The sequence below is a fragment of the Arenimonas sp. genome (assembly GCF_035721105.1).
GTDB lineage: Bacteria > Pseudomonadota > Gammaproteobacteria > Xanthomonadales > Xanthomonadaceae > Arenimonas.
The window spans coordinates 57197-83560 of record NZ_DASTNG010000017.1 but is presented as its reverse complement, the minus strand read 5'-3'; the positions used below and the strand labels follow the sequence as shown (position 1 = coordinate 83560).

Sequence of the window (26364 nt, the reverse complement as noted above, 5' to 3'; positions counted from 1 at the left end):
CTATCCGCGTTTATCCGTGTTTATCCGCTTTTATCCGCGTTGAATCAGGCCAGGCACCGCTTCGCGCTCAGAACGAGTAGCGGGCGATCAGCTGGTACACCGGGCCGGCGGATTCGGTCTCGAGTTCGTATTCGTCGTAGTCGCGGTTGGCCTGGTCGATGCCGTTGTCGAACTTGTCGAAGACCTCGTCCTTGCTGGCGTCCAGCAGGTTGGAGCCGGTCAGGCGGACGGAGAGCTTGTCGCCGAAGCGCTTTTCGATGAAGACCTCTAGGTCGGCGCCGTAGGACGTGCGGACTTCCTCGGCCAGGATGCGCAGCTCGGCGTCGCCCTGCTTGCGGTAGCTGGCGCCGAAGGAGGCCGCCAGCGACGGCATGTCGTGGATGAAGCCGAGGTTGTAGACGTAGCGGGCCTGGTTGTTGAAGCGGCGCTCACCGAACGCATCGTCGACCGAGCTGTCGAGCCAGGAATAGTTCACGAACACGCCCGTGTTGGGCAGGCCCAGCGCGGTCAGCGGCGTCGAGGCGTCGAACTCGATGCCGTACACGTAGCCGTCGCCGACGTTGGCCGCGGTGTAGACGAAGCTCTGCGGGTCGAACACCGGATAGCCCGGCGTGGTCTCGTCGGCGCCCGGGTTCTCGTCCAGGAAGTCCTCGACGTCGTCGGCATAGTCATCGAGCGCGGTTTCGTTCGGCACGCCCGTGTTCACCACCTCGATCAGGTCGGTGATGTCGCGGTAGAACAGGTTCACGCCGACGATGCCCTTGCGGCCCAGGCGGCGCTCGAAGCCCAGGTCGATGCCCCAGGCCGTCTCGGGATCGAGCTGCGGGTTGCCCAGGAAATCGTTGTCGCCGTACTCCTCCTCCAGCAGCAGCGGCAGCACGAAGTCGAAGCCCGGGCGGCGCACCGTGCGGCCCAGCGACAGGCTCAGGCGGTCGTCTTCGCCCAGGTTCCAGCGCAGGCTGGCCGAGGGCAGCAGCACCGCATAGTCGTTGTCCTCGCGGTCGCCGTCGGCCGCCACGGCCACGTCGGTGGTTTCGTAGCGCAGGCCGGCCTGCCATTCCAGCACGTCGCCGCCCGAGACCATCAGGTAGGGATCGAGCCGGCGCTCATCGATGCGGCTGGTGCGGCGGTCGAAGTCGGTGAGCGGCGGCAGCGGCTCGCCCTCGACGTCGGTGGCGGATTCGGCGATGCGGATGTCGGCGTCGCGGGACTTGTCCATCGCGTCCAGGCCGAACTCGAAGCGGCTGCCCGCCAGGTCGCGCACGTGCGCCAGCTTCAGCGAGGACTCGGTGTCCTCGACGTCGGTCAGGGTGCGCTCGCCCTCGAACTCGTCGAAGGACGGCGGCGTGTCGTCATCGTCGTAGCCGGTCTCGACCTCGGTGTCGAACTGCTCGTCTTTGAACGCCGCGTACCCGAAGTCGATCTCGGTGCGGCCACCGGCCATGTCGAACTCATAGGCGGCGCCCAGCGCGAGGTTGGTCTGGTCGATCTCGACCACCTGGCGGTTCACGGACAGCAGGTTGTCGCGGGAGGTGCCGGTCGGCGCGTTGTACTCGATGGAGTCCTCGGTCTGGGTACGGTCGGTGAGCACGTACAGGCCGGTGAGCTTGAGCTCGCCGCTGCCGACCTCGCGGGTGTAGGACACGTTGCCCGAGTAGTCGGTGCCGTCGCGGACGTCGGTCTGGTCCTCGCGATTGTCGAAGTCGCCGCCCGGCTCGCTCAGCCGGGTGCTGAACTTGGCCTTCGGATTGTAGCGGCCCTGCACGTTGATGCCGCCCAGCAGCCGCCCGCCGCCGACATCGCCGCTGGCCACGGCGCCGTAGGTCGGCTTCACTTCGCCGTCGTCGAAGCGCAGCGCACCGGCGCGCACGTAGGCACCGTCGAACTCGAAGGCGTCACGCAGCACGATGTTGAGCGCACCGGCGACCGCATCGCCGGAGCGGTTGGCGCTGGGCGCGCGCACGATCTCGATGCGCTCGACCAGCTCGGCCGGGATGCGGTCGACGAAGAAGCTGCGGTCGGCGCCGGCGCCCGGCACCTTCTTGCCGTTGATCAGGATCTGAGTGTAGCCCGGATCCAGGCCGCGCAGCTGGGCGCCGTCGTATTCAAGTACGTCGGAAACGAAGGCCACGCTCGGCACGCGCTTGAGCATGTCGCCCACGGTCAGCGGCTCGAAGCGCTGGAAATACTCGAGGTCGTAGCTCAGGGTCGGGGCGATGTCGGCGCTGCGGTCGCGGTAGATGATCTCGCCCTGCACCACGATGGCGTCGAGTTCGCGCACCGCGCCGTCCGGCGAGAGCGCCGGAGCCGGCGACTGCGCGGCGGCGAGGCCTGCGCTGGCCAGCAGGGCGCCGGCGATGGCCAGCGAGAGTCGGGACGCGATCGGTCGGTTCGTCATTGCCATGGGTTCCCCTGGGATGGATGCGGGGATTTCTACGTGGCGCACGTGGCCGAAATATGACGGATGACGCTGTCATGTCCCTGCCTTGTGACTGCGATACAAGCGTCACCGAACCCTTCCCTTCCCGGAGTCCCGATGCGCCCCGCCCTGCTCCCGCTCGCCCTGCTGCCCCTGCTGATCGCCGCCGCCTGCTCGGCGCCGACGCCCGACGCCGTGCCCACCACCGACGCGGTGCGCGACCGCGAGCCGGACGAGAACGGCGAGGTCGATCCGCTGCTGGCCGGGTCCGGCATCGCCCACGCGGTGGTGCCCGAAGCTTTCCTGAGCGCGATGGTCCCGGCCGACAACATCGACTCTCCGGCCGCGTGGACCGCGCCTGACGGCAGCACCTGGGTGATCGCCACCGCCAAGGAAGGCGACAAGGGCCTGGTGGTCTACGACGGCGACACCGGCGCGACCCTGCGCAGCGTCGGCACCGTCGGGCCGGCGCTGGGACAGTTCAACCGGCCCAACGGCGTGGCGGTCGTGGGCGACCTGCTGTTCGTGGTCGAGCGCGACAACGCCCGGGTGCAGGTGCTGTCCCTGCCCGGCTTCGAGCCGCGGCTGGGCTTCGGCCAGGACGCACTGCAAAAGCCCTACGGGCTGTGGGTACGCGCCCATGCGCCGGACGACCTGGAGGTGCTGGTCAGCGACGCCTACATGGCCGGCCAGGACGCCGGCGACGAAGACATCCTGCCGCCGATGGCCGAGCTGGACCACCGCATCCATCGCTACCGCGTGCGCGGCGACGCCGCCGCCCTGACGGCCGAGCCGACCGGCCCGTTCGGCGCCACCAGCGTGCTGGGCGCGATCCGCATCCCCGAATCGCTGTGGGGCGACGTCGCCAACGACCGCCTGCTGATCGCCGAGGAAGACGTCGCCACCGGCACCGGCTACCGCGAGTACGCGCTGGACGGCCAGTTCAAGGGCCGCTCGATCGGCGTTGGCCGTTTCAAGGCGCAGGCCGAAGGCGTGACGCTCTGGGCCTGCGACGACGGCAGCGGTTACTGGATCGCCACCGACCAGTTCAAGGACCACAGCCTGTTCCACGTCTTCGACCGCGTCACCCTGGACCCGCTGGGCGCCTTCGCCGGCAACACCATCGCCAACACCGACGGCGTGTGGCTGCACCAGGCCGGCACCCGCCGCTTCCCCGCCGGCGTCTTCTATGCCGTACACGACGACATGGGCATCGGCGCCTTCGACTGGCGCGACATCGCCGCCGCCCTCGGACTACAGGAGCAGTGCACGGCGCCTTGATGGCGTAGTGCCGCACTGAACCGAACCTCAGCACACATGAGGTGAAAAGATTTGAACGCGGATAAGAGCGGAAACATCAGATAAGAGCGGATAAAACTCAAGTGGTCCAACGCGCGATCAATCGTCTCGCGCAGGCCCCCTTATTTTCTGCTCTATCGGCCCTTATCCGCCTTTTCCGCTTTGATCCGTGTAACCCGCTCTTCCCCCAATCGAAGCCTCAGCCCACCACCCGCAACAAATCATCCAACAGCGCAGCCGCCGTAACCCCAGCCCCCGCACCGGGCCCCTGGATCTGCAGCGGACGCTCCCGATAGCGGCTGCTCCAAACCGCGACGCGATTGTCGCAGCCGCGACCGACGGCGATCGGATCGTCCGGCGCCAGCGACTCCAGGCCGATCCGGGCGCCGGCGGCGTCGAAGCGCGCGACGTAGCGCAGCACGCGACCGTCGCCGCGGGCCCGGGCGGCGCGTTCGCCGAGTGGACCGTCGAGTCCGCGCAGGGCGGCGTCGACCTCGCCCGCGGCCGCGGCCTGCAGCGCCGGGGTCAGCAGCGAATCCACCCGCACCTCCTCGGACTCCAGCGGGTAGCCGGCCGTGCGCGCCAGGATCAGCAGCTTGCGGCGCACGTCTTCGCCCGAGAGATCGACGCGCGGATCCGGCTCGGCATAGCCCTGGGCCACCGCCGCGCGCACGCGGTCGGAGAAGGCCTCGCGGCCGTCGTAGCCGTCGAACAGCCAGGCCAGCGTGCCCGACAGCACGCCGACGATGGCGCCGATGCGGTCGCCGCCGGCGCGCAGTTGGCGCAGGGTCGCCAGCAGCGGCAGCCCGGCGCCGACGGTGGCGGCGTCGCCGTAGCGGCGCTCGGCGTTCACCAGCTGCGCGATCTCGTGCTGGCGCAGCAGCGGACCGCCCAGGCCCAGCTTGTTCGCACTGACCACGTGCAGGCCCTGGCGCAGCCAGCGCGGATGCCAGGCCGCAAGCTCGGCCGATGCCGTCGCGTCGACGACGATGTCGCCCGGACCGAAGTGCGCGGGCAAGGCGCCGCCGCCGTCGTGGGGTTCGCAGACCGGCAGGGCGGCGGCGCCCGTCGACGACGCGAGGGACGGCGGTGCCGCGCGGGGCCCGTCGCTGCGCGCCAGCGCCTCGGCGCAGGCCGCGGCGGCCAGGCCCGCGGTCGCCTGCAGGCGGCGGCGCGAGGTCGCCACGAACTGCAGCGACAGGCGCGGATCGTTGCGTTCGGCCAGTCGCGCCAGCAGCGCGCGGCCGACGGTACCCACGCCCAGCAGCGCCACGCGTGCCGGCGTCGCTGCCGTGCCGGGTACGGCCGGTGCCAGGGCCTCCCGCGGCCGGTTCACGACAGCACCGCCGGGGACGACACGCGCGCCGCGCGCGCCAGCGCCGCCCCGAGGTCGGCCTCCAGGTCTTCCAGCGCCTCGATGCCGACGGACAGGCGCAAGAGGCCCTCGCCGATGCCGGCGTTCCGGCGCGCCTCGGCCGACATCGCCGCGTGCGTCATCGTGGCCGGATGGGCCACCAGGCTCTCCACGCCGCCCAGCGATTCGGCCAGGGTGACGTGGCGCAAGCCGTCGAGGAAGGCGCGCACCGCCGGCACGCCGCCCGCGAGCTCCAGCGACAGCATCGCGCCGAAGCCGCGCTGCTGTCGCGCGGCCAGCGCGTGGCCCGGGTGCGTGGCCAGGCCGGGATAGTGCACGGCGGCGCAGGCCGGGTGCCGCTGCAGGCGCTCGGCCAGCGCGGCGGCGTTTTCCTGGTGCACGCGCAGGCGCGCGTCCAGGGTGCGCAGGCCGCGCAGGGTCAGGAAACTGTCGAAGGGCGAGCCGGTGAGGCCTAGGGCATTCGCCCACCAGGCCAGGGACTCGTGCCGCGCCGCGTCGCGCGCGACCACCGCGCCACCGACCACGTCGCTGTGGCCGTTGATGTACTTGGTGGTCGAGTGCAGCACGTAGTCGGCGCCGAACTCGATCGGACGCTGCAGCGCCGGCGACAGGAAGGTGTTGTCCACCAGCGCCAGCGCCCCGGCCGCGTGGGCGGCGGCGATGACGGCCTGCAGGTCGGTGATGCGCAGCAGCGGATTCGACGGCGTCTCGATCCAGACCAGCGCGGTTGGCGTCGCCAGTGCGGCGGCCAGCGCCCGCGGGTCGGCCAGGTCGACCAGGGCCAGCGTGAAGCGGCCCTTGCGCGCGAGCGCATCGAACAGCCGCCAGCTGCCGCCGTAGCAGTCATGCGTCACCACCAGCCGGTCGCCCGGCTGCAGCACCGCTTCCAGCACCAGCGTGATCGCGGCCAGGCCGGTGGCGGTGACCACGGCATTGGCGCCGCCCTCGAGCTCGGCCAGCGCCTCGGCCAGCTGGTCGCGGGTCGGGTTGCCGCTGCGGGTGTAGTCGTAGCGGCGCTTGCGGTCGAAGCCGGCGAAACTGAAGTTGCTCGACAGCACCAAGGGCGGCGTGACCGCACCGAAGGCCGTGTCGGCGTCGATGCCGGCGCGCACCGCGACGGTGGCGGGACAGCGCGCGCTCACGCCGCACCGCCTTCGGCCGCGGCCAGGGCTTCGCGCAGCAGCCGCGCGATCGCGGCCTCCTCCTTCAGGAACGCGTCGTGGCCAAAGCGCGAGCGCAACGGCCGCAGCGTGGCCGGCGCACCGAGCGTCTCGACCAGCTGCTGCAGGTCGGCCAGCGGCACCAGGCGGTCATCCTCGACCGCGACCACGGTCGTCGGCACCCGCACGCCGGCGGGATCGACGCGGTGCAGGTCGATCGATTCGGACAGGCGCAGGAAGGCGGTGCTGGTCCAGCGCGCGGCGTAGCGCTGGCCGCAGTGCGCCAGGTAGTCCTCGGCGGCGCAGCGGGCGACGTTGCCCTGCAGCGCGGCCGGTGCATCGAAGCGTTCGCCGAATTCCTCGGGCGTGCGATAGCTGAGCATCGCGAACTGCCGGGCCAGGGCCAGGCCGCGCGACACGCTGCCCTCGCTGCGCCCCAGCGCCACGCACTGGCGCTGCAGCGCGCGCCAGGCGCTGGCGTAGGGATGGGCGCGATGGGCGCCGGAGATTGCGACGAGGCGATCGAGGCGATCGCCGTGCCGCGCCGCGAACTGCAGCCCGACCATCGCCCCGTACGAGGCGCCGACGAAGGCGCGTACCCGGCGCAGTCCGAAGTGATCGAGCACCGCGGCGAAAGCATCGGCCTGGTCAGCACTGTCGATGGGGGCGTCCAGCGCGCCGTCGGCGCCCAGCCAGTCGAGGGCCAGCACGCGGAAGCGGCGGGTATCGATGGCGCGGCCGGGGCCGACCTGCGCGTCCCACCAGCCCGGGGACGCCGCGCCCGCGACGACCTGGCGACCGGCCGAAATGCCGCCCGCCACCACGACCACCGGCGCGCCGGGCGCCCCGTGCCATTCGCCGCGGATCACGACGTGGCGCGGGCCGGCGTGGCGCAGGGGTAGTTCGCAGGGCAGCGTGAAGCCCGTGGCGCCCTGCAGGAGGGGCGTCAGGCCCGAAGCGGTTTCGACGGACGGCTTCGTCGTCAGGGTCGCGGCGAAGAGATTCGGGCCTGAAGGCCCTCCTACAGGGAGGGCCGCGGCGGGGGCGGTGATGGCGCGGACCGCCGGGATGGCGGAAACGGCCGGGGCGCGGCTGGGGGCGGGGTGGACACTCATCGCGGGGCTCCTGGGTGGGTCGGGCACCCAGGGAGGTTCTTGCGGGAAAGCGGCGTCACGTGCCCCGCCGGGGCGGGGAAGCACATGACCCATCTCTCGGCGGACGCGCGGTCCCCGCAGGAATTGGCACCTTCATGCGCGATTGCTCGTGCATGGGTTGCCCCGGCGTCTTCGGGCCTACCCCTCAGCCGGTCTCGATGGGTGTTGCGGGGTGGACTTTGCGCCTCCCTCGCGACCATGTCAATCCCTTCATGCGGATGAAGCGATGGATACGGGGCGGGATGGCCAGCCCGCCGGGGCCCGCCGCATAATCGGTGCCCATGACCACTCCGAACCGCTGGCGCCTCGCCGCCCTGCCCCTGGCCCTGCTCGTCGCCGGCTGCGCCGGCCCCGGGGCCCGTCCCGACAGCTCGTCCGGCCCGCTGCCGGACAAGACCCCGCCGCCGATGGCGCACGTGGCCGAAAGCTTCCTCACCGCGCCGATGCCCGAGCACGAGATCGATTCGGTCGCGGCCTGGAACCTGCCCGACGGCAGCACCTGGCTGATCGCCACCGGCAAGGAAACCAACCAGCTGGTGGTCTACGACGGCAACACCGGCGCGATGCTGCGCACGATCGGCGGCAAGGGCGATGCGCCCGGACAGTTCCTGCGCCCCAACGGCATCGCCGTGTTCGGCGACATCCTGTTCGTGGTCGAGCGCGACAACCACCGCGTGCAGCTGCTGGAGCTGCCCAGCTTCCGGCCGCTGCTGGCCTTCGGCGCCGATGAGCTCAAGAGCCCCTACGGGCTGTGGCTGCACGAGCTCGCCCCGCGGGAGCTGGAGCTGTTCGTCACCGACAGCTTCATGGCCGACTACCGCATCGAGCTGGCGCCGCCGCTGGACCAGCTCGACCAGCGGGTGAAGCGCTACCACGTCGACCTGCGTGGCGCCACGCCGCGCGCCACCCTGGTCGAGCAGTTCGGCGACACCAGCGAGAAAGGCGCGCTGCGCATGGTCGAATCGATCGCCGGTGATCCGGTGAACGACCGCCTGTTGATCGCGGAGGAAGACATCCGCATCGGCACCACCCTGCGCGAGTACCGGATGGACGGCACCTACACCGGCCGCAGCCTGCCGCCCGAGCGCTTCCAGGCCCAGGCCGAAGGCGTCGCGCTGTGGGCCTGCGCCGACGGCAGCGGCTACTGGATCACCGCCGACCAGAATCCCGAGCGCACCGCCTTCCACGTCTTCGACCGGCAGAGCCTGGTGTTCAAGGGCAGCTTCGCCGGCAACCAGGTCGCGGTGACCGACGGCATCTGGCTGCACGCGGTGGGCACCCGGGCGTTCCCCAACGGCGTGCTGTACGTCTCGCACAACGACGAAGGCGCCGGCGCCTTCGACTGGCGCGACATCGCCAAGGCCCTGGCCCTGCGCACCGACTGCACCACGCCCTGAGCCCCGCATAAAACGGTCCCTCACCCCGGTGAAGAGCCGTGGCTTGGCGTCGTTCCTACACCGGCACCACGTCGCAGCGCAGGCCGTTCGATGCCGGATGTCGCACCGACGCTTGCCTCGAACCCACACCCGCCGCCGGGCGGCGAGGACCCCCGATCTGGCCACCTTCCAGGCTCGCGCCGCAGCCACATCCAGTGTCCGAAGGGACACGCAGGCGCTGACGTGCTGGGTCTACGCGCCTCGGCCCGCTTAACCCACCGGATCAGCAGGAAAGATGCCCGGCCTTGGTCCTGATCCCGCACGCGTAAGCATCGGAGCGCGCGGCTGCGGGCCTTCCGTCACGCGCCGGAACCGCTACGCACCGGCGGCGCCGTGGAAGCGAGGGTCACCTCCCGCGAAATAAAGGCTTCACTGAGTGGGAGGTGACCCTCGCTTCCACGGTGACGACGGCGCGAGTCCCGGACTTCGATGCAGCGCCCTTGTTGCGGACCGCGTTGGCGGCCGCCACGAAAAAGGCCCCGGCGGATGCCGGGGCCTTTCTGGTTTGCTTGCGGGGTACTTAGCGGGTGCCGGTGCGGGTCGTGCCCATCGCCGGCGCCGCGGCCGCCGCATCGGAGGCTTCCGACGCCTCGGCCGTCACCGGCGCCGACGGCTGACCGCCGCGCCAGCTCAGCTGCAGGCCCACGCTGTAGCTGCTGCCCACGCCCGAGACGTTCTCGCCGCGGTACAGCAGGCCCAGGCCCCAGCGCGGACCCAGGTCCATATCCACGCCGCCGCCCCAGACCACGGCGTCATCGGCGTAGCTGCGCAGGCGCAGCAGGTAGTCGCTGGCGTTGGGCAGCACCACGTAGTTGATGCCCACGTCGCTCTGGTCCTTGAGCGACTTGCGGTACTCGACCAGCCAGTACGGCCGGATCATGCCCGCGCGGGTGGCCCAGGCGTTGCCACCCTCGGCGCCGATCGACATCGTGCGGCTGTCCACGCGCTGGTCGCTGTAGCTCAGGTCGTAGATGCCCAGGCCGGATTCGCGGTAGGCGTCCAGGTCGGTGCGGCTGGCGTCGAAGCGGCCGTAGCCGGCGACCCGCATCGACTCACCCTGGGCCTCGTGGCCCACGGTCAGCGACACGAAGCGCTGGTCGCCCTCGCGGTCGGCCACGCCGTAGTCGTTCACCAGCGCGCTGTAGCGGCGGATGTCGAAGTCCAGGCGGCCCGCACCCAGCACGCCGTCGACGAAGAAGCGGTCGTTGCGCCACAGGCCGTACACCGACAGCGACTTGTACTTGCCGCCCAGCGACGAGTTGTCGGCATCGAAATCGGCATCGCTGAAGCCGTTGCCGAGCGCAACGCCCATCAGCGCGTTGTCACCGACGCGGCGATCGAGGCCGAAGCTCAGGCCATCGGACTGGAAGCCGAAGGCACTGCTGCCCAGCGACGCGTCGCGGTCACCGAAGGTGATCGCACCGGCGGTCCACCAGCCCCAGCCTTCCGGCAGCGGCAGCGCGTCGCCACCCAGCGCCTGGCCGGCGTTGAGCGACAGGCCCGGGCCGAAGCCATTGCCCATGTTCAGGGCCAGCGCATTGCTCGAGGCATTGTTGCCCGAGCGCACCTGGCGCAGGCGGTCGCGGATGTTGGTCTGCTGGGCGTTGGCGAAGCGCACGCTGGCGTCCACCTGGGCCTGAAGGCCGGCCACCACGCCCGGGTCACGGGTCGGGTCCGGACGCGAATCCACGCGCAGGGTGGTCGTCACCGACGCCGCCGCGTAGTTGGCGGTCTCGGCCTGCGACGCGGTCAGCACGGTGTTGCCCGAACCGGTGATGGTGACGGTGCGGCCGCTCACCGTCGCCACCGCGGCATTCGCGCTGGTGAAGGTGAAGGCACCCGGGCTGGCGCTGGTCGGATCGGCCAGGTCGAAATCGGCCTCGCCGTAGGTCTTGAAGATGTCGTCGATCCACGCCAGGTTCGGCGCGGCCTTGCCCACGGTCAGCACGGTGCTGGCGCTGCCCGCGTTGTAGTTGGCGTCAGCGGCCTGGTTGGCGGTGATCGTGGCCGTACCGGCCGCGACGATGGTGACCGTGTTGCCGCTGACCGTGGCGACGGCCGGGTTCGAGCTGGTGTAGGTGAAGGCACCGGTGCTGTTGCTGGTCGGCGCCGGCAGCGCGAACGCGGCATCGCCGAAGGTGCGGTTGAGCGACGCCACCCAGCCGATGGCCGGCTCGGCCTTGGCGACCGTGAGCGTGGCGGTGGTGCTGCTGGCGGCGTAGTTGCCGTCGGCGGCCTGGTTGGCGGTGAGCGTGGTGACGCCCGCGCCGACCAGGGTCACGGTGTCACCGGCGACGGTGGCCACGGCCGGGTTGGAGCTGGTGTAGGTGAACGCACCGGCGCTGGCCGAAGCCGGCGGCGAGAGCGTGAACGCCGGCTCGCCGAACACGCGGTTGAGGTCGGCGAAGCCCGACAGGCCCGGATCCGCAGTGGCGACGGTGAGCGAGACCGTGGCCGAACCGGCCAGGTGGTTCGCGCCCTCGGGCTGGCTGGCCGTCAGGATCGCGCTGCCGGCACCGGTGATGGTGACGGTGTTGCCGCTGATCGTGGCCACGGCCGGGTTGTTCGAGCTGTAGGTGAAGGCGGCCGGGCTGCTGCTGGTCGGCGCCGGCAGGCTGAAGTCGGCATCGCCAAAGGTCTGGCTGAGCGGCGCGATCCAGGTCACCACCGGCACGGCCTTGGCGACCGTGAGCGTGGCGGTGGTCGAGCCGGCGGTGAAGCCGCCGTCCGCCGCCTGGTTGGCGGTGAGGGTGGTGGTGCCGGCACCCACGAGGGTGACGGTGTCGCCGCTGACCGTGGCCACGGCCGGGTTCGAGCTGGTGTAGCTGAAGGCACCGGCGCTGTCGCTGGTCGGCGGCACCAGCGCGAAGTCGGCATCGCCGAAGGTGCGGTTGATGTCGTTGAAGTTGGACAGGGTCGGCGGACCGACCGGCACGACCGCGTTCGACGGCAGCGACGGCAGGCTGTCGCCGACCGCGTTGATGGCGACGACCGTGAAGGTGTAGCTGGTGCCGTTGGTCAGGCCGGTCACCAGGATCGGGCTGGTGCCGCCGGTGGCGACGACGTTGTCCGGGCTGGAGGTGACGCGGTAGCCGGTGATGGCGGCGCCGCCGTCGGTGGCCGGCGCGGTGAAGCTGACGGTGGCCTGGGTGTTGCCCGCGACCGCGCTGGCGGCGGTTGGCGCGCCCGGCACGGTGGCACCGGCCACGGCGCCGTCGGCGTGGAAGAAGATCCGGCGGAAGGCGTAGATCCCGGAGCCGTTGTTGCCGGTGGTGGAGCCGCAGCGCCAGCCGTTGCTGGTGCTGTTGGCGCCGGTATGGATGCACATGCGCATCGGGTCGGGGTTGACCGAGAAGGTCGGGTCATCGCCGCCGTCGCAGGAGCTGCGGTTGAGCGTGGCGCCGCCCGGCGCGAAGCCCCAGGACCAGGAGCCGTTGAAGTACCAGGCGCTGCCGTTGGCCTCGCGCGCCACGTTGCCGGTGCCGGTGTCGAACATCACGTCCGCCTTGGGCGCCTGCGCCAGCAGCTGGATCGTGTTGTCGTCGTTGGTGCAGGCCATCATCATCTGCGCCTTGTTGCAGGCGGCCGAAATGGTGGCGATCGGGGTGTTGGTGGCGAAGGTCTCGCGGTGGCACTCGGTCCAGCCGCCCCCGGTGATGGTGGTCAGCGGGACATTGTTCTGGGGCCCGACGGGCGCGTAGGTGGCGACCTGGGCGGAGGCGGCTCCGGCCAACAGGAGCCAGGCGGCCAGCAGCCATGGCAAGGCGGTCAATCTAGTGAGCATCGGGGGTCCCCTGGTTTTGATTGGTTTTCGTGGGCCCGGTGCAAGCCGGGCGGGAGGTGCCCATGCAATTGCCGTGCCATCTGGCACCCCCGGCTCGCACCCCCCGAAATCCCCCGGCGAAATCCACTAACGGCGATAGCCCTCGTCACCCGTCCCGGCCCGCACGCCCGCCCGGCATGAACGAGAGTGACCAAAACTGTCACAAATGCCCGGCCCGCCCGGGCCGGGGTGGGCGGCCGGGTATAATCGCGGCCTTCCCTCTTCCAGCCTGCGCCCCGCGCGCGGCCACCCCATGTCCGAACACCTGCGCGAAACCCACCGCCGCCGCACCTTCGCCATCGTCAGCCACCCCGACGCCGGCAAGACCACCCTGACCGAGAAACTGCTGCTGTTCGGCGGCGCGATCCAGATGGCCGGCTCGGTGAAGGGCCGCAAGGCCGCCCGCCACGCCACCTCGGACTGGATGGCGCTGGAGAAGGAGCGCGGCATCTCGGTCACGTCCTCGGTGATGCAGTTCCCCTACGAGGGCCACATCGTAAACCTGCTCGACACCCCCGGCCACGCCGACTTCGGCGAGGACACCTACCGGGTGCTGACCGCGGTGGACAGCGCGCTGATGGTCATCGACGTCGCCAAGGGCGTCGAGGAGCGCACGATCAAGCTGATGGAGGTCTGCCGCCTGCGCGACACGCCGATCATGGGCTTCATCAACAAGCTCGACCGCGAGGGCAAGGAGCCGATCGAGCTGCTGGACGAAATCGAAAGCGTGCTGGGCATCCAGTGCGCGCCCATCACCTGGCCGATCGGCATGGGCCAGCGCCTCAAGGGCGTCGTGCACCTGGTGACGGGCGAAGTGCACCTGTTCGAGCAGGGCCGCAACTTCACCCGCCAGGACTCCACCATCTTCCCGTCCATCGACGCGCCCGGCCTGGCCGAGCGGATCGGCGCGCAGATGCTGGCCGACCTGAAGGACGAGCTGGCGCTGGTGCAGGGCGCTTCGCATCCCTTCGACAAGGCCGACTACCTGGCCGGCAAGCAGGCGCCGGTGTTCTTCGGCTCGGCGGTGAACAACTTCGGCGTGCAGCCGCTGCTCGACTTCTTCGTCGAGCACGCGCCGGGCCCGCAGCCGCGCGCGACCACCTCGCGCGAGATCGCGCCGGAGGAAGAAACCTTCTCCGGCTTCGTGTTCAAGATCCAGGCCAACATGGACCCGCAGCACCGCGACCGCGTCGCCTTCCTGCGCGTGTGCTCGGGCAAGTACGAGGCCGGCATGAAGGCCTTCCACGTGCGCCTGGGCAAGGACGTGAAGCTGGCGAACGCGCTGACCTTCATGGCCAGCGACCGCGAGATCGTCGAGACCGCCTACCCGGGCGACGTGATCGGCCTGCACAACCACGGCACCATTTCGATCGGCGACACCTTCAGCGCGGGCGAGACGCTGGCCTTCACCGGCATCCCCAACTTCGCGCCGGAGCTGTTCCGCCGCGCCCGCCTGCGCGACCCGCTCAAGCTCAAGCAGCTGCAGAAGGGCCTGGCCCAGCTGTCCGAGGAAGGCGCCACCCAGTTCTTCCGGCCGCTGATGAGCAACGACCTGATCCTGGGCGCGGTCGGCACGCTGCAGTTCGACGTGGTGGCCTACCGGCTCAAGGACGAGTATTCGGTGGACGCCAGCTTCGAGCCGATCACCATCACCACCGCGCGCTGGGTGAAGGGCGGCACGCCGAAGAAGCTCGAGGAGTTCCGCGAGAAGAACGCGATGAACCTGGGCCTGGACGCCGCCGGCCAGCTGGTCTACCTGGCGCCCTCGCGCGTGAACCTGCAGCTGACCATGGAGCGCTGGCCCGACCTGGAATTCGCCGCCACCCGCGAACACGCCCAGACCCTCGCCCTCGAATGACCGACTACGAGCACGACCACGAATCGCCGCGCGAGGAGCGCGCCAACGCCATCACCCACGGCATCGGCGCGCTGGCGTCGCTGGTCGGCGGCACGGTGCTCATCACGCTGTCGGCGGCCTTCGGCAACGGCTGGCAGCTGGCCGGCGCCATCGTCTTCAGCATCGCGCTGGTGCTGCTGTATTCGGCCTCGACGCTCTACCACGCCAGCCACGACCGCATCATCAAGGGCCGCTTCAAGGTCTTCGACCACTGCGCGATCTACGTGCTGATCGCTGGCACGTACACGCCCTTCACCCTGGTGGGCCTGCGCGAGGACGGCGGCTGGTGGCTGTTCGCCGCCATCTGGACCTTCGCGGTGGCGGGCGTGGTGTTCAAGCTGTTCTTCACCGGCCGCTTCAAGGGCCTGTCCACCCTGATCTACCTGGGCATGGGCTGGATGGTGGTGCTGGCGATCAAGCCGTTCCTGCGCCAGATCCCGATGGACACCCTGGGCTGGCTGCTCGGCGGCGGCCTGGCCTACACCCTGGGCACGGTCTTCTACATGAGCCGCCGCATCCCCTTCGCCCACGCCATCTGGCACGCCTTCGTCCTGATCGGCAGCGCCTGCCATTTCGTGGCCGTTACCCACCAGGTGGTGGGGGGCTGAGGGGGGCGGGTGGGAAAGGGCTTTTGGACACGGATCAAAGCGGAAAGAGCGGATAAGAGCGGATAAAGCGATAACGATTAAGAAGCCCAGAGCAAAATCCAAAAGGCTTTTGCTCTATCCGCCTTTATCCGCTCTTTCCGCTTTGATCCGTGTCCAAAAGCCCTTTCTACCCCCAACGCCGCGACACCTCAGCTGGCGATGTACTGCTGGAGCTGGGCGATTTCCTGCTGTTGGTCTTCGATGACGGCCTTGACCAGGTCGCCGATGGAAACCATGCCGACCAGGCGGCCGTCGTCGAGGACGGGCAAGTGGCGGATCTTGCGGGCGGTCATGATCTGCATGCAGGTCTGGGCGGTGTCGGTGGGGAGCACCGAGACGACCGGGCTGGACATGATGGCGCCGACCGGCGTTTCAGCCGAGGAGCGGCCCTGCAGGATGACCTTGCGGGCGTAGTCGCGTTCGGTGGCGATGCCGATCAGTTCCTGGCCCTGCATCACCAGGACCGAGCCGATGTGGTTTTCGGCCATCAGGCGGATGACCTCGAGCACCGGCGCTTCGCGCGGCACGGCGATGACGCCGCTACCCTTGTTCTCGAGGATCTGGTTCACGTTGCGCATGGGGCTGCCCTCCGTTGACCTTGCCCCGATCATAGACCCGCCGCCGCCCGCCTGCACCCCACCACCCCTGTAGGAGGGCCTTCAGGCCCGAAGCTCTCCGCCGAAAAGCTTCGGGCCTGAAGGCCCTCCTGCCGGCGCGGCGGCGAAGGGCCGGACATCGCGCACCAGGTAAAGCGGCCGCTGCTTCGCCTCCATGTACAGCCGCCCCAGGTATTCCCCGATGATCCCCAGCGCCACCAGCTGCAGCCCGCCCAGGAACAGCACCACGGTCATCAGGGACGGCCAGCCCTGCACCGGGTCGTCCCAGACCAGGGTGCGGATGATGATCCACACGCCCCAGCCGAAGGCCGCCAGCGCGGTGAACACGCCGATGTAGGTGGCCAGGCGCAGCGGCACCGTGGAGAAGCTGGTGATGCCTTCGAGCGCCAGGTTCCACAGCTTCCAGTAGTTGAACGTGGTGCGGCCGGCCAGGCGCGGCGCGCGCTCATAGGGGAAGGCGACCTGGCGGAAGCCGACCCAGGTGAACAGGCCTTTCATGAAGCGCTGGCGCTCGCGCAGGCCGCGCAGGGCGTCGAGCACCGGGCGCGACATCAGGCGGAAGTCGCCGGTGTCGCGCGGGATGTCGGTGCGCGACAGCCAGGCCATGACCCGGTAGAAGCCGGCGGCGGTGAAGCGCTTGAACCAGGACTCGCCGTCGCGGCGGGTGCGGGTGCCGTAGACCACGTCATGGCCTTCGCGCCACTTCGCCACCAGGGCCGGGATGAGCTCCGGCGGGTCCTGGCCGTCGGCGTCGAGCACCACGGCCGCGTCGGTGTCGACGTGGTCGAGGCCGGCGGTGAGCGCCAGCTCCTTGCCGAAGTTGCGGGCCAGGCGGATCAGGCCCACGCGCGGGTCGGCCGCGGCGAAGGCTTCGAGCAGGGTCCAGGTGTCGTCGCGGCTGCCGTCGTCGACATAGAGCACGCGCGCCGACAGATCGAGGCCGTCGAGCACCTGCAGCAGGCGCGGATGGAACACCGGCAGGGCCGCGTCCTCGTTGTAGGCGGCGATGACGACGGTGAGGGTCTGGGGGGAGCTCATGGCCGCATCATAATCCGCGCGCGCTTGTAGGAGCGCCTTCAGGCGCGAAGCTTTTGGCGAAAAGATTCGCGCCTGAAGGCGCTCCTACAGGGTGGGGTCAAGGTAGGCGGGGCCGCCGAGGTTGCGGGCGTTGCGCTGGATCCAGGCGGCGCGGCGCTGCACGTAGGGTCCCGGGCTGCGCGCGCTGTAGCGCTTGGGGTTGGGCAGCACCGCGGCCAGGCGGGCGCATTCGGCCGCGGTGAGCGCGCTGGCCGGCTTGTTGAAGAAGGCCTGCGCCGCCGCTTCCGCGCCGTACACGCCGTCCCCGAACTCGGCGATGTTCACGTACACCTCCAGGATGCGCTGCTTGGGCCAGGTCAGCTCGATCAGCACCGTGTACCAGGCCTCGAGCGCCTTGCGGAAATAGCCGCCGCCGCTCCAGAGGTAGAGGTTCTTGGCCACCTGCTGGCTGATGGTGCTGCCGCCGCGGACCCGGCCGCCCTCGGCGTTCGACGCGAGCGCCTTGTCGATCGCCTCGAGGTCGAAGCCGTGGTGCTGGGGGAATTTTTGATCCTCGGCCGCCACCACGGATATCGGCAGGTAGGCCGAGATTTCGTCGTAGTCGCGCCATTCCTGCCGTAGGGAAAAGCCCTCCTCGCCCAGGCCATCCACCTGCCGCCACAGCATGAAGGCGCTCGTGGGCGGATCGACGAAGCGCAGCGGCGCCACCTGCAGGAAGGTGACGGACACGAAGACGACAGGCAGCCAGAGCAGGCGGCGCAGCCAGCGGCGAAAGCGGGAAGGTTCGGGAGTCATCGGCCGCGAAGCATGCCATACCCCCGCCCCCCGCCCCGCGAACCTGGCCACCCGCCCCCGCCAACCTCCCCCGCCAACCTCCCCCGCCAACCTCCCCTGCCACCCTCGCCTGCCAACCCTCCCTGTAGGAGCGCCTTCAGGCGCGAAGCTCTTCGCGAAAAGATTCGCGCCTGAAGGCGCTCCTACAAGGGGCAAGGCGTTATTGGGGGTGGCGGGGTAAAATCGCGGTCATGGAAAACCATCCCGACCGCGACACCCTCACCCGCTTCCTGCTCGAACGCTCCGGCATCCGCGGGGTCGTGGTGCACCTGGACCAGGCCTGGACCGAGATCGCCGGCCGCGCCGAATACCCGCCGGCCATCGCCGCCCGGCTGGGCGAGACCTGCGCCGCCGCCGCGCTGTTCACCGGCCACGCCAAGATCGACGGCCGCCTGAGCGTGCAGCTGCGCGGCACCGGCTGCCTGCGCACCCTGTTCGCCGAGTGCACCGCGGCCGGCACCCTGCGCGGCATCGCCCACTTCGAAACCCCCGTGCCCAGCCCGCTGACCCCGCGCGCTTTCGGCCCGGGCTCGCTGATGGCCATCACCATCGAATCCACCCCGCCCGGCGCCCGCGACATGACCCGCTACCAGGGCCTGGTGAGCCTGGACGCCGACAGCCTGGCCGAGGCCTTCGAGGGCTACTTCCAGCAGTCCGAGCAGCTGCCCACCCGGATGCTGCTGGCCACCCAGGCCGAGCGCGCCGCCGGCCTGATCCTGCAGAAGCTGCCCGGCGCCGAGGGCGACATGGACGGCTGGGACCGGGTGAACGCCCTGTTCGAAACCCTTGGCCCGGACGAGCTGGCCAGCCTGCCGGTGGAAACCCTGCTCTGGCGCCTCTTCCACGAGGAAGGCGTGCAGCTGCTCGACCGCCGCCCCCTGGCCTTCGCCTGCAGCTGCTCGCGCGAGCGGGTGGAGGACATGCTGCGCGGCCTGGGCGCCGACGAAGCCCGCGCCAGCCTGGAGGACGGCGTGGCCGAGGTGCACTGCGACTTCTGCGGCCGCGGCTATCGCTTCGAGGCTGAACAGATCGAGGCGTTGTTCAGCTTGGCGGTCCCTGCGCCGGGTTCCACGCGCCTGCAATAGCCCCGCGTCCTGGATAACCCCGCACCCCCACAACGCCTCGCCCTCATCAACGCCGCGCCCCTGTAGGAGCGCCTTCAGGCGCGAAGCTTTTTGGCGAAAAGATTCGCGCCTGAAGGCGCTCCTACAGAGGGGGCTTCCCAGCTGGGGGACGCAAGCGTTAAATTCCTGTAAAATCCGCGTGCCACCCCCCACCCGGGAACTTCCCGGACTGGCAAGGCTCCAAGAGAGCCACCGAGGAATGAACATGAATCCGCTGCTGCGTTCCGCCATCGCCGGTCTGCTCGCCCTGTCGGGCGCGGTCGCGTTTGCGCAGTCGCCCGCGCCGCTGGTGGTTCCCGACCAGGACGACGGCACCACCGCGCTGCCGATCATCCGCAACAACCAGGTCGAAGGCTTCCTGCTGATCGAATCGGGCGCGACCGCCGCCAACCCGGCGCGCAATTCGCTCGACCGCCTGCTGGGCCGCAACGCCACGCCCAGCCTGGGCGCCGGCATGACCTTCCCGCTGGCCAACGGCCGCCGCGTCGGCACCAACCTCTCGCTGGAAACCAATCCCACCGTCGGCCTGCTGTGCAACGGCAACGCGGTGTCGCGCAGCTTCGGCGCGCTGGCCCAGCACTGCATGGTCGCCAACCTGGCGCCCAACCCGACCGCGCCGCTGGCCCTGGCCCGCCCGGGCGTGCGCATGGAAACGCGGCTGGAAGGCAACGACGGCGCCCTCAGCGCCAGCCTCGGCCTGAACCGCTTCAGCCTGCAGTCGCCGCTGGCCCTGCCCGGCACCGCGGCGCTGGACGACGGCAGCGAAAGCCCGCTGATGCTTTCCCTGCGCAGCGCCGACTACCAGCAGGAAGACATCGGCCTGCTGGGCGAACTCAAGATCGGTGAATCCGGCTGGGTCAGCATCGGCGGCACCCTCGCCCGCGCCCGCATCGTGCCGGCCGCGCAGCTGCCCGGCGGCCTGCCGCCCGAGTGGAACACCGGCACGCTCACGATCAGTGGGGGGGTTGGCAACTTCGGTGGGGAAGTGATCGGCCGCGTCATCGAACTGCCGGGCACCAACACCCGCTACAGCGACATGGGCGTCGGCGTCACCTGGCGCGCCCCGTGGCGCGGCCGCCTCAGCCTGGGCGCCGCCAACCTGGCCCCCAGCGGCCAGAACCCGTTCAGCGCTGCCGACGAAGACAACGAAGAAACGCGCGTCCCCTACATCCGCTACGAGCAAGACCTCTGAGCGGCGCCGCCCGCGGGCGGCTCAGTCGAACAGCTTTCCCGGGTTGAGAATGCCGGCCGGATCCATCACGGCCCGGATCCCCCGCATCAGCGCGACCTCCGCCGGCGAACGCGTGCTGCCCAGGTAATCCTTCTTCGCCAGGCCGATGCCGTGCTCGGCCGAGATGCTGCCGCCGTGCGCCTGCAGCAGGTCGGCCAGCAGGCCGGTGACCTGCCCGCACTGGGCCACGAAGTCGGCGTCGGCCACGCCGGCGGGCTGCAGCACGTTGATGTGCAGGTTGCCGTCGCCGATGTGGCCGAACCACACCACCTCGAACTGCGGATAGGCCTCGGCCAGCAGCGCCTGCGCCTGGGCCAGGAAGGCCGGCAGCACGGCGATGCGCACCGAGATGTCGTTCTTGTAGGGCCGGTACGGCGCCAGCGACTCGGTCAGCCCCTCGCGCAGCCGCCACAGCTGCTTCGCCTGCGCCTCGCTGGCCGCCTGCACGCCGTCCACCACCCAGCCCTGCGCCAGGCAGTGTTCGAACGCGGCCAGGCCCGCGGCCTGCTGCGCCTCGTCGGCGGCATCGTATTCGGTGAGCACGTAGTAGGGGTGCACCGCGTCGAAGGGATAGCTGGCGCCGTGCGCGCGCACGTGCCGCAGCCCGACGTCGGTGAGGAATTCGAAGGCCTGCAGGTCCACCCGGGTGCGGAAATGCGCGAACACCTGCATCAGCGCCTCGAACGAAGGCAGCGCCAGCAGCAGGGTCTGCGCCGGCGGCAGCGGCCGGGTGAGCCGCAGCGTGGCTTCCACCACCACGCCCAGCGTGCCCTCGGCGCCGATGGCCAGGTGGCGCAGGTCGTAGCCGCTGGAGTTCTTGACCAGGCCGCGGCCCAGGTCCAGCAGCTCGCCGGTGCCGGTGACCAGCTTCAGGCCGGCCACCCATTCGCGGGTGTTGCCGAAGCGAATGACCCGGATGCCGCCGGCATTGGTGGCGATATTGCCGCCGATGCTGCAGCTGCCGCGCGAGCCGAAGTCGACCGGATAGAGCAGGCCCTGCGCCTGCGCCGCCTCCTGCACCGCCTGCAGCGGCGTGCCGGCCTGCACCGTGAGCTGGCCGTCGACCGGGTCGAAGCCCAGCACCTTGTTCATGCGCTCGAGGCTGAGCACCAGCTCGCCGCGCGCCGCCACCGCGCCGCCCGACAGCCCCGTGCGGCCGCCCGAGGGCACCACCGCCACGCCCTGGGCGCTGGCCCAGCGCATCACCGCCTGCACCTGGGCCACGTCGGCCGGGAAGGCGATGGCCAGCGGCGCCGGCGTCCAGCGCCGGGTCCAGTCGCGGCCGTAGTGCTCCAGGTCGCCGGGCTCGGTGCTGAGCCGCAGGCCGGGCACGGCGGTTTGCAGGGACGTCAGGCGCGGATCGGTCATGGCGGGCAGATCAGGCAGTGAAAGGGATGTTGCGGCGCAGCGAGTCGGGACAGCATAGTGCACCAAGGAATCTTCCTCTGCCCCCTCCCCTCCCATGGCCGCCCTGAAAACCTCATTCCCCCGGCAGGACATCCGCATCCTGCTGCTTGAAGGCGTCAGCCAGACCGCCGTAGACCAACTGCGTGCCGCCGGCTACACCAACATCGACTACCGCGCGAAGTCGCTGCCCGACGCCGAGCTGCGCGCCGCGATCGCCGACGCCCACCTGGTGGGCATCCGCTCGCGCACCCAGCTCAGCGCCGGGGTGCTGGCCGAGGCCCGCCGCCTGATCGCCGTGGGCTGCTTCTGCATCGGCACCAACCAGGTGGACCTGGACGCAGCCCAGGCGGCCGGCATCCCGGTGTTCAACGCGCCCTATTCCAACACCCGCAGCGTGGCCGAGCTGGTGATCGCCGAGGCGATCCTGCTGATGCGCGGCATCCCGCGCAAGAACGCCGAATGCCACCGCGGCGGCTGGAGCAAGACCGCCGAAGGCAGCCACGAAGTGCGCGGCAAGACCCTGGGCATCGTCGGCTACGGCCACATCGGCACCCAGGTGGGCCTGCTGGCGGAAAGCCTGGGCATGCAGGTGGTCTTCCACGACATCGAGACCAAGCTGTCCCTGGGCAACGCCCGCCCCGCCGCCGGCCTGCACGACCTGCTGGCGCAGAGCGACGTGGTGAGCCTGCACGTGCCGGAAACCCCGGCCACCCAGAACCTGATCGGCGCCGACCAGCTGGCGCGCATGAAGCCCGGCGCGCACCTGATCAACGCCTCGCGCGGCACCGTGGTCGAGATCGAGGCCCTGGCCGCGGCCCTGCGCAGCGGCCAGATCGGCGGCGCCGCGGTGGACGTGTTCCCGGTCGAGCCCAAGGGCAGCGACGAGGAATTCGCCTCGCCCCTGCGCGGCATGGACAACGTGATCCTGACCCCGCACGTGGGCGGCAGCACCCTGGAGGCCCAGGACAACATCGGCACCGAAGTGGCGGCCAAGCTGATCCGCTACAGCGACAACGGCAGCACCCTGTCGGCGGTGAACTTCCCCGAAGTGTCCCTGCCCGGCCACGCCGGCAGCCGCCGCATCCTGCACATCCACCGCAACGTGCCGGGCGTGCTGTCGCTGGCCAACGACATCTTCCGCGACCAGGGCATCAACATCGACGGCCAGTACCTGCGCACCGACGCCAAGGTGGGCTACGTGGTGATGGACGTGACGGCGAGCGAACAACAGTCCGACGTCCTGCGAAAGGCCCTCTCGGAAATCCCCGGCACCCTCCGCGTCCGCGTCCTCTACTAACCCCCCCCTGTAGGAGGGCCTTCAGGCCCGAATCTTTTCTCCACAGCCCATCGGGCCTCATGACCTTCCTACAACAACGCCCCTAGCCAACCAACCGCACCCGAAACCCCTGCGCCGCCAACTGCCCCACCAGGTCAACAAACACCGGATCATCCACCCGCACCACGCCGCCAACCTGCAGCGCGGCGAAGTACTCGATCGCCTTGCCCGGGAAGAAGACCTGCAGCGCCTGCAGCGTGCGCCCGGGCTGGTCGGCCAAGTCGTAGTGGTCGAGCAACTCCACCGCCACCGGTGAAGCCGCCGCCGGTGTATCCCCGTAGTCGTCCATGCCGTCGCACCCCTTTCAGGGCGCCAGTCTAGGCACCCCGCACCTCCGGGCCATGAGAAAGATTCACGCCCGTTCCGAGTCAACCTAGCAACTCGCGATAAACAGCCAATGTCGCTTGGCAAACCACACGCTCATCAAATACAGCAATGGCTTTTTCGCGCGCAGCTGCACCCAACGCTTTACCCAACGCAGGGTCGTCTTGAATGCGAGCAATCGCGTTGGCAAGGTGAACTGAGTTCCGGGCAGGAACCAACAAACCATCCAATCCATCAGTGACGACCTCGCGACACCCCGGTACGTCGGTTGTCACGAGGGGCAACGCGCAAGCCGCGGCCTCGATCAAGCTTTTTGGCAAGCCTTCCCGGTAACTCGGTAACACTACGACGTCAACGCTAGAGAAAAGGCCTGGCATGTCGTCGACGTGACCCAGCCACACCAGTAGACCGTCCGAGACCCACGCCCGCACTGTCTCCTCAGGGACCGCCGCGGGGTTTCCCGGATCAGGTGTGCCGGCCAGGAAGAATGTCAGCTCCCTGCCCTGTGATCGCAACAGTCGAATCGCATCAACGAACTCCGCCAAGCCCTTGTCCCACAGCAAACGGGCTGCCACTAGGACCGTCATCGCGGAGCCGGGCTCCCTCGTTCGAACTGACGGGACAAACCGCCGCAGGTCGACCCCCGAGCCGGGAATCAGTCGCACCTGATCGTCGGCAACCAGACTTGCCCGCCTGAACATGGCCACATCATCGGGGTTTTGCAGAACCAACCTCGCGCTAGGTCCACCCAATGCAAGCCGGAGCAAAATGCGCACGGGCAATCGCAGCAGCCTGGCCTTGAGGTCGGTGCTGGTGAACACGTAGCCCATGCCGGCTACCGCATTGACCCGGGCCGGGACGCCCGCCAGCCGGGCCGCCAGGGACCCATAGACCGCGCACTTGATGGTGAAGCTGTGCACCAGCGCGGGGCGCTCGCGGCGGAGCAGCCTGACTAGGTAGACCAACAGCGCGGCCTCCCGTAGAGGATTGAGGCTGCGTCGGTCCATCGGGACGGCCTCCCAGCGGAAGCCCCGGGCGATGAGCTTCTCGCCATAGGGGCCGGGCGGCGAGAGCAGCAGGACGTCGTAGCCGGCGGCCCTCAGGGCTTGCGCCAGGGAGCAGCGGAAGTTGTAGAGGTACCAGTCTGTGTTGGCGAACAGCACTACCTTCCGGTTCGCCCTTGGGGTGACCTCAGGCTGCACCGTCGACTCCCCGCGCACTGGGCCCGAAGGCACTCGCGAAGTTGGCCATGCGAAAGCCGAGCCCGGCGGCCAGCTGATCCAGCCCGGGCTTCGACAGCACCTGCCATTCGGCCGCGCTGACGTGACCGATGCGGGTGAGGCCGCGCACGGCCTCGGCCTCAGGAACGGGGTGCACCATAAGTTCGAACACGCCCTCGCCCGCTGCTTCCAACACGCAGCGGTAGTCGCCCAGCGTCGGCTGCGCCGGGATGGCGCCCAAGTCGAACAGGCTGCCCATGCCCGCGTTCCACTGCACGCGCCCCTGCCACTGACGCACGTTGCGGCGGAGCATGCGGCCCAGCAGCCACTGCCGAAGGGCACGGCCGGCGCTGGGGCGGCTGCCGCCCAGCTTGAGCAGCCAGGGCATGCGGGTGGGAATGCCCTGCGCCTCGCACAGCGCGGCGATGGCGTCGAACACCGCCGGGAAGCCGTGTACGTGCTGGTGGCTGTCGACATGCGTGGGGCGAATGCCCAGCGCCAGGTAGGCCTGGTGCTGGGCGTCGAGCTCGCGCACGAGGTGTTCGCGGCGCACACGACCGGTGAACAGCCCTCGCGCCAACGCGCTCCGCTCGTGGAAATTTCCGTCGGGACCCACCAGGCTGGGCACCGACGACGCGCCTGCCAGCGGCTTGCCCAGCGTGAGGTTGAAATGCAGACCGACGCCCAGTGCCGGATGCGCCTTGGCGATGGCGGCTGCCTCGGCGGCGGCGGGCATGTTCACCATCAGCGTGGTGCTGGTGACCGACCCGGCAAGGTGGGCGTCCAGGATGCCCTGGTTCACGGCCGGGGCCAGCCCGAAATCATCGGCGTTCACGATCAGCGTCTTCATGCAAACCTCTTGAACGCCTTGACCACGTAATGAATCGGCTCCAACAGCGCGGGCTTCGGATCAGCCGCATCGAACACCGGCCAGCAGCGGGCGCGCGTGGGCCCGGCGGCCGCCAGGTCGGGCGCGGGGAACAGGAAGCCGCGACCCTTGAAGGCGTAAAAGGCGGCCGAGACCCAGTCCTTGAGGGCGTAGCGCCACAGCACCCCATTGGACTGGGGCAGATCCGGCGGTGCGGACTGCCCCGTCAGGTCGTTGGCCGCGGCAAGCACAACTCGCTTGCCCGCCGCGTGGCTCAGGTGGAACCACAGGGTGGGCCGCGGGTTGATCTCGATGATCTTGAGCCGACCGTCGCGCGGGTCGCGCTTGAACTCCACGCCGCAGATGCCGCGATAGCCAATGGCCGGCAGGAAACGTTCGCAGATTTCGCGGGTATCGGCGTTGTCTTCGCTGATGACCAGCGACGCCGAGCCGAAGCCAGCCGGGTACTGGCGCAGCTTCCGCGCCGTGAAGCCTTGCCGCAGGCCACCTGCGGAATCCACGTAGCCGGCGAAAAGCGTAATGGACGACTCCGGCCCCGGAATGATCTCCTGGACAAACCATGCGCCCGACTCGTCCGGGATGGCTGCGACGTATTCCTGATATTGCTCGCGCGAGCGCGCCACCAGCACCTTGTGGCCCTTCAGGAAGGCCTTGGCGCGATGGATCAGCACGGGCTTGAGGATGCAGGGAAACGGGATCTCGCCGGCCAGCGCCTGCAGCTTGGCTCGGTCGGCGGCCTGCCAGATGCCCGGCGTTTCCACCCCGTGGCGGGCGCAGAGTGCATGGAAGCGGACTTTGTCGAGAAGGTCCGGCGCGGCCGCCTCGTAGCCGGCGGGGAAGATGAAGGCCGTGCGCAAGACGGCCGAGTTGTCGATCATCCACTCAATGAAGACATCGCTGGTGGCAATCAGCAAGGGCGGCTGCCCGGCGCCAGCCGCATGCGCCAGCAGCCGCGGCAGGAGGTCCTTAAGGTCCTCGATGCGCCAGGTTCCGTCGCGGTTGAAGTGAACGGATGAACGCGCCGTGGCCGGACCGAAATCCACGCCAAGCAGGCGTGCGCCTGCTTTCCCCAGCTCCCTCGCGACATACAGGCCCGTCGGGGACAGGCCCAGGATAACTGCGTGCAAGGCAGAA

Annotated in this window: 20 protein-coding genes and 1 riboswitch; of the genes, 7 read left to right on the top strand and 13 right to left on the bottom strand. The window is 69.8% G+C overall.

Annotated elements, in window-relative coordinates; translation table 11 throughout:
- Positions 1-67: 67 nt before the first annotated feature.
- A complete protein-coding gene (locus VFQ84_RS01935) occupies positions 68-2398 on the bottom strand; it encodes a TonB-dependent receptor plug domain-containing protein (protein WP_325128653.1) in 2331 nt (776 codons plus the stop codon).
- A gap of 138 nt (positions 2399-2536) precedes the next feature.
- On the opposite strand from VFQ84_RS01935, the gene VFQ84_RS01930 reads away from it, so the two are divergent.
- Positions 2537-3700, top strand: coding sequence for a phytase (locus VFQ84_RS01930; RefSeq protein WP_325128652.1), 1164 nt, complete (start codon positions 2537-2539; stop codon positions 3698-3700).
- Positions 3701-3917: 217 nt separating this feature from the next.
- On the opposite strand, the gene VFQ84_RS01925 is transcribed toward VFQ84_RS01930, so the two are convergent.
- From VFQ84_RS01925 to metX, 3 genes are read right to left on the bottom strand one after another with little or no spacing between them, the layout of a single operon-like run.
- Entirely contained in the window at positions 3918-5054 is a 1137-nt protein-coding gene (locus VFQ84_RS01925; RefSeq protein ID WP_325128650.1) for a homoserine dehydrogenase, read from the bottom strand.
- Positions 5051-6235 (bottom strand): cystathionine gamma-synthase, encoded by a 1185-nt coding sequence (gene metB, locus VFQ84_RS01920; RefSeq protein WP_325128648.1) that lies wholly within the window; start codon positions 6233-6235, stop codon positions 5051-5053. The genes VFQ84_RS01925 and metB overlap by 4 nt, the downstream gene beginning before the upstream one ends.
- Positions 6232-7368: a homoserine O-succinyltransferase MetX gene (gene metX, locus VFQ84_RS01915; protein ID WP_325128646.1), complete on the bottom strand. Its 1137-nt coding sequence runs from the start codon at positions 7366-7368 to the stop codon at positions 6232-6234. The genes metB and metX overlap by 4 nt, the downstream gene beginning before the upstream one ends.
- A gap of 86 nt (positions 7369-7454) precedes the next feature.
- A riboswitch (SAM riboswitch) is annotated at positions 7455-7572 on the bottom strand.
- A 116-nt stretch (positions 7573-7688) separates the two neighbouring features.
- On the opposite strand from metX, the gene VFQ84_RS01910 reads away from it, so the two are divergent.
- Entirely contained in the window at positions 7689-8804 is a 1116-nt protein-coding gene (locus VFQ84_RS01910; protein ID WP_325128644.1) for a phytase, read from the top strand.
- Positions 8805-9363: 559 nt separating this feature from the next.
- Here VFQ84_RS01910 and VFQ84_RS01905 read toward each other — a convergent pair.
- Positions 9364-12627, bottom strand: coding sequence for an autotransporter domain-containing protein (locus VFQ84_RS01905; protein ID WP_325128642.1), 3264 nt, complete (start codon positions 12625-12627; stop codon positions 9364-9366).
- A 292-nt stretch (positions 12628-12919) separates the two neighbouring features.
- Between VFQ84_RS01905 and VFQ84_RS01900 the strand changes: the two genes are divergently transcribed.
- Together VFQ84_RS01900 and trhA are read left to right on the top strand one after the other, a co-directional pair.
- Positions 12920-14524: a peptide chain release factor 3 gene (locus VFQ84_RS01900; RefSeq protein WP_325128640.1), complete on the top strand. Its 1605-nt coding sequence runs from the start codon at positions 12920-12922 to the stop codon at positions 14522-14524.
- A complete protein-coding gene (trhA, locus tag VFQ84_RS01895; protein WP_325128638.1) occupies positions 14521-15171 on the top strand; it encodes a PAQR family membrane homeostasis protein TrhA in 651 nt (216 codons plus the stop codon). Before VFQ84_RS01900 ends, trhA begins: the two co-directional genes overlap by 4 nt.
- Positions 15172-15359: 188 nt before the next feature.
- On the opposite strand, the gene VFQ84_RS01890 is transcribed toward trhA, so the two are convergent.
- The 3 genes from VFQ84_RS01890 to mtgA form a co-directional block, all read right to left on the bottom strand.
- Positions 15360-15788, bottom strand: coding sequence for a CBS domain-containing protein (locus tag VFQ84_RS01890; RefSeq protein ID WP_325128636.1), 429 nt, complete (start codon positions 15786-15788; stop codon positions 15360-15362).
- A gap of 81 nt (positions 15789-15869) precedes the next feature.
- Positions 15870-16865 (bottom strand): glycosyltransferase family 2 protein, encoded by a 996-nt coding sequence (locus VFQ84_RS01885; RefSeq protein ID WP_325128634.1) that lies wholly within the window; start codon positions 16863-16865, stop codon positions 15870-15872.
- A gap of 84 nt (positions 16866-16949) precedes the next feature.
- Positions 16950-17660, bottom strand: a complete 711-nt coding sequence (gene mtgA, locus VFQ84_RS01880; RefSeq protein WP_325128632.1) for a monofunctional biosynthetic peptidoglycan transglycosylase — start codon at positions 17658-17660, stop codon at positions 16950-16952.
- Between the two features lie 230 nt (positions 17661-17890).
- On the opposite strand from mtgA, the gene VFQ84_RS01875 reads away from it, so the two are divergent.
- Together VFQ84_RS01875 and VFQ84_RS01870 are read left to right on the top strand one after the other, a co-directional pair.
- A complete protein-coding gene (locus VFQ84_RS01875) occupies positions 17891-18784 on the top strand; it encodes an Hsp33 family molecular chaperone HslO (protein ID WP_325128630.1) in 894 nt (297 codons plus the stop codon).
- A 244-nt stretch (positions 18785-19028) separates the two neighbouring features.
- Positions 19029-20015 (top strand): hypothetical protein, encoded by a 987-nt coding sequence (locus VFQ84_RS01870; protein ID WP_325128628.1) that lies wholly within the window; start codon positions 19029-19031, stop codon positions 20013-20015.
- 21 nt (positions 20016-20036) lie between these two features.
- Here VFQ84_RS01870 and VFQ84_RS01865 read toward each other — a convergent pair whose 3' ends face one another.
- Positions 20037-21422 (bottom strand): FAD-binding oxidoreductase, encoded by a 1386-nt coding sequence (locus VFQ84_RS01865; RefSeq protein WP_325128627.1) that lies wholly within the window; start codon positions 21420-21422, stop codon positions 20037-20039.
- Between the two features lie 94 nt (positions 21423-21516).
- Between VFQ84_RS01865 and serA the strand changes: the two genes are divergently transcribed.
- Complete coding sequence (gene serA / locus VFQ84_RS01860) at positions 21517-22758, top strand: phosphoglycerate dehydrogenase (protein ID WP_325128625.1); 1242 nt, start codon at positions 21517-21519, stop codon at positions 22756-22758.
- Positions 22759-22840: 82 nt separating this feature from the next.
- Here the strand turns inward: serA and VFQ84_RS01855 are convergent, their stop codons facing one another.
- From VFQ84_RS01855 to VFQ84_RS01840, 4 genes are all read right to left on the bottom strand, one after another.
- Positions 22841-23086 carry a hypothetical protein gene (locus VFQ84_RS01855; RefSeq protein ID WP_325128623.1) on the bottom strand — a complete coding sequence of 82 codons (246 nt, stop codon included), beginning with the start codon at positions 23084-23086 and terminating at the stop codon, positions 22841-22843.
- A gap of 79 nt (positions 23087-23165) precedes the next feature.
- A complete protein-coding gene (locus VFQ84_RS01850) occupies positions 23166-24284 on the bottom strand; it encodes a glycosyltransferase family 4 protein (RefSeq protein ID WP_325128621.1) in 1119 nt (372 codons plus the stop codon).
- Between the two features lie 28 nt (positions 24285-24312).
- Complete coding sequence (locus VFQ84_RS01845; RefSeq protein WP_325128619.1) at positions 24313-25191, bottom strand: carbohydrate deacetylase; 879 nt, start codon at positions 25189-25191, stop codon at positions 24313-24315.
- Entirely contained in the window at positions 25188-26357 is a 1170-nt protein-coding gene (locus VFQ84_RS01840) for an ATP-grasp domain-containing protein (protein WP_325128617.1), read from the bottom strand. The genes VFQ84_RS01845 and VFQ84_RS01840 overlap by 4 nt, the downstream gene beginning before the upstream one ends.
- Positions 26358-26364: the final 7 nt, after the last annotated feature.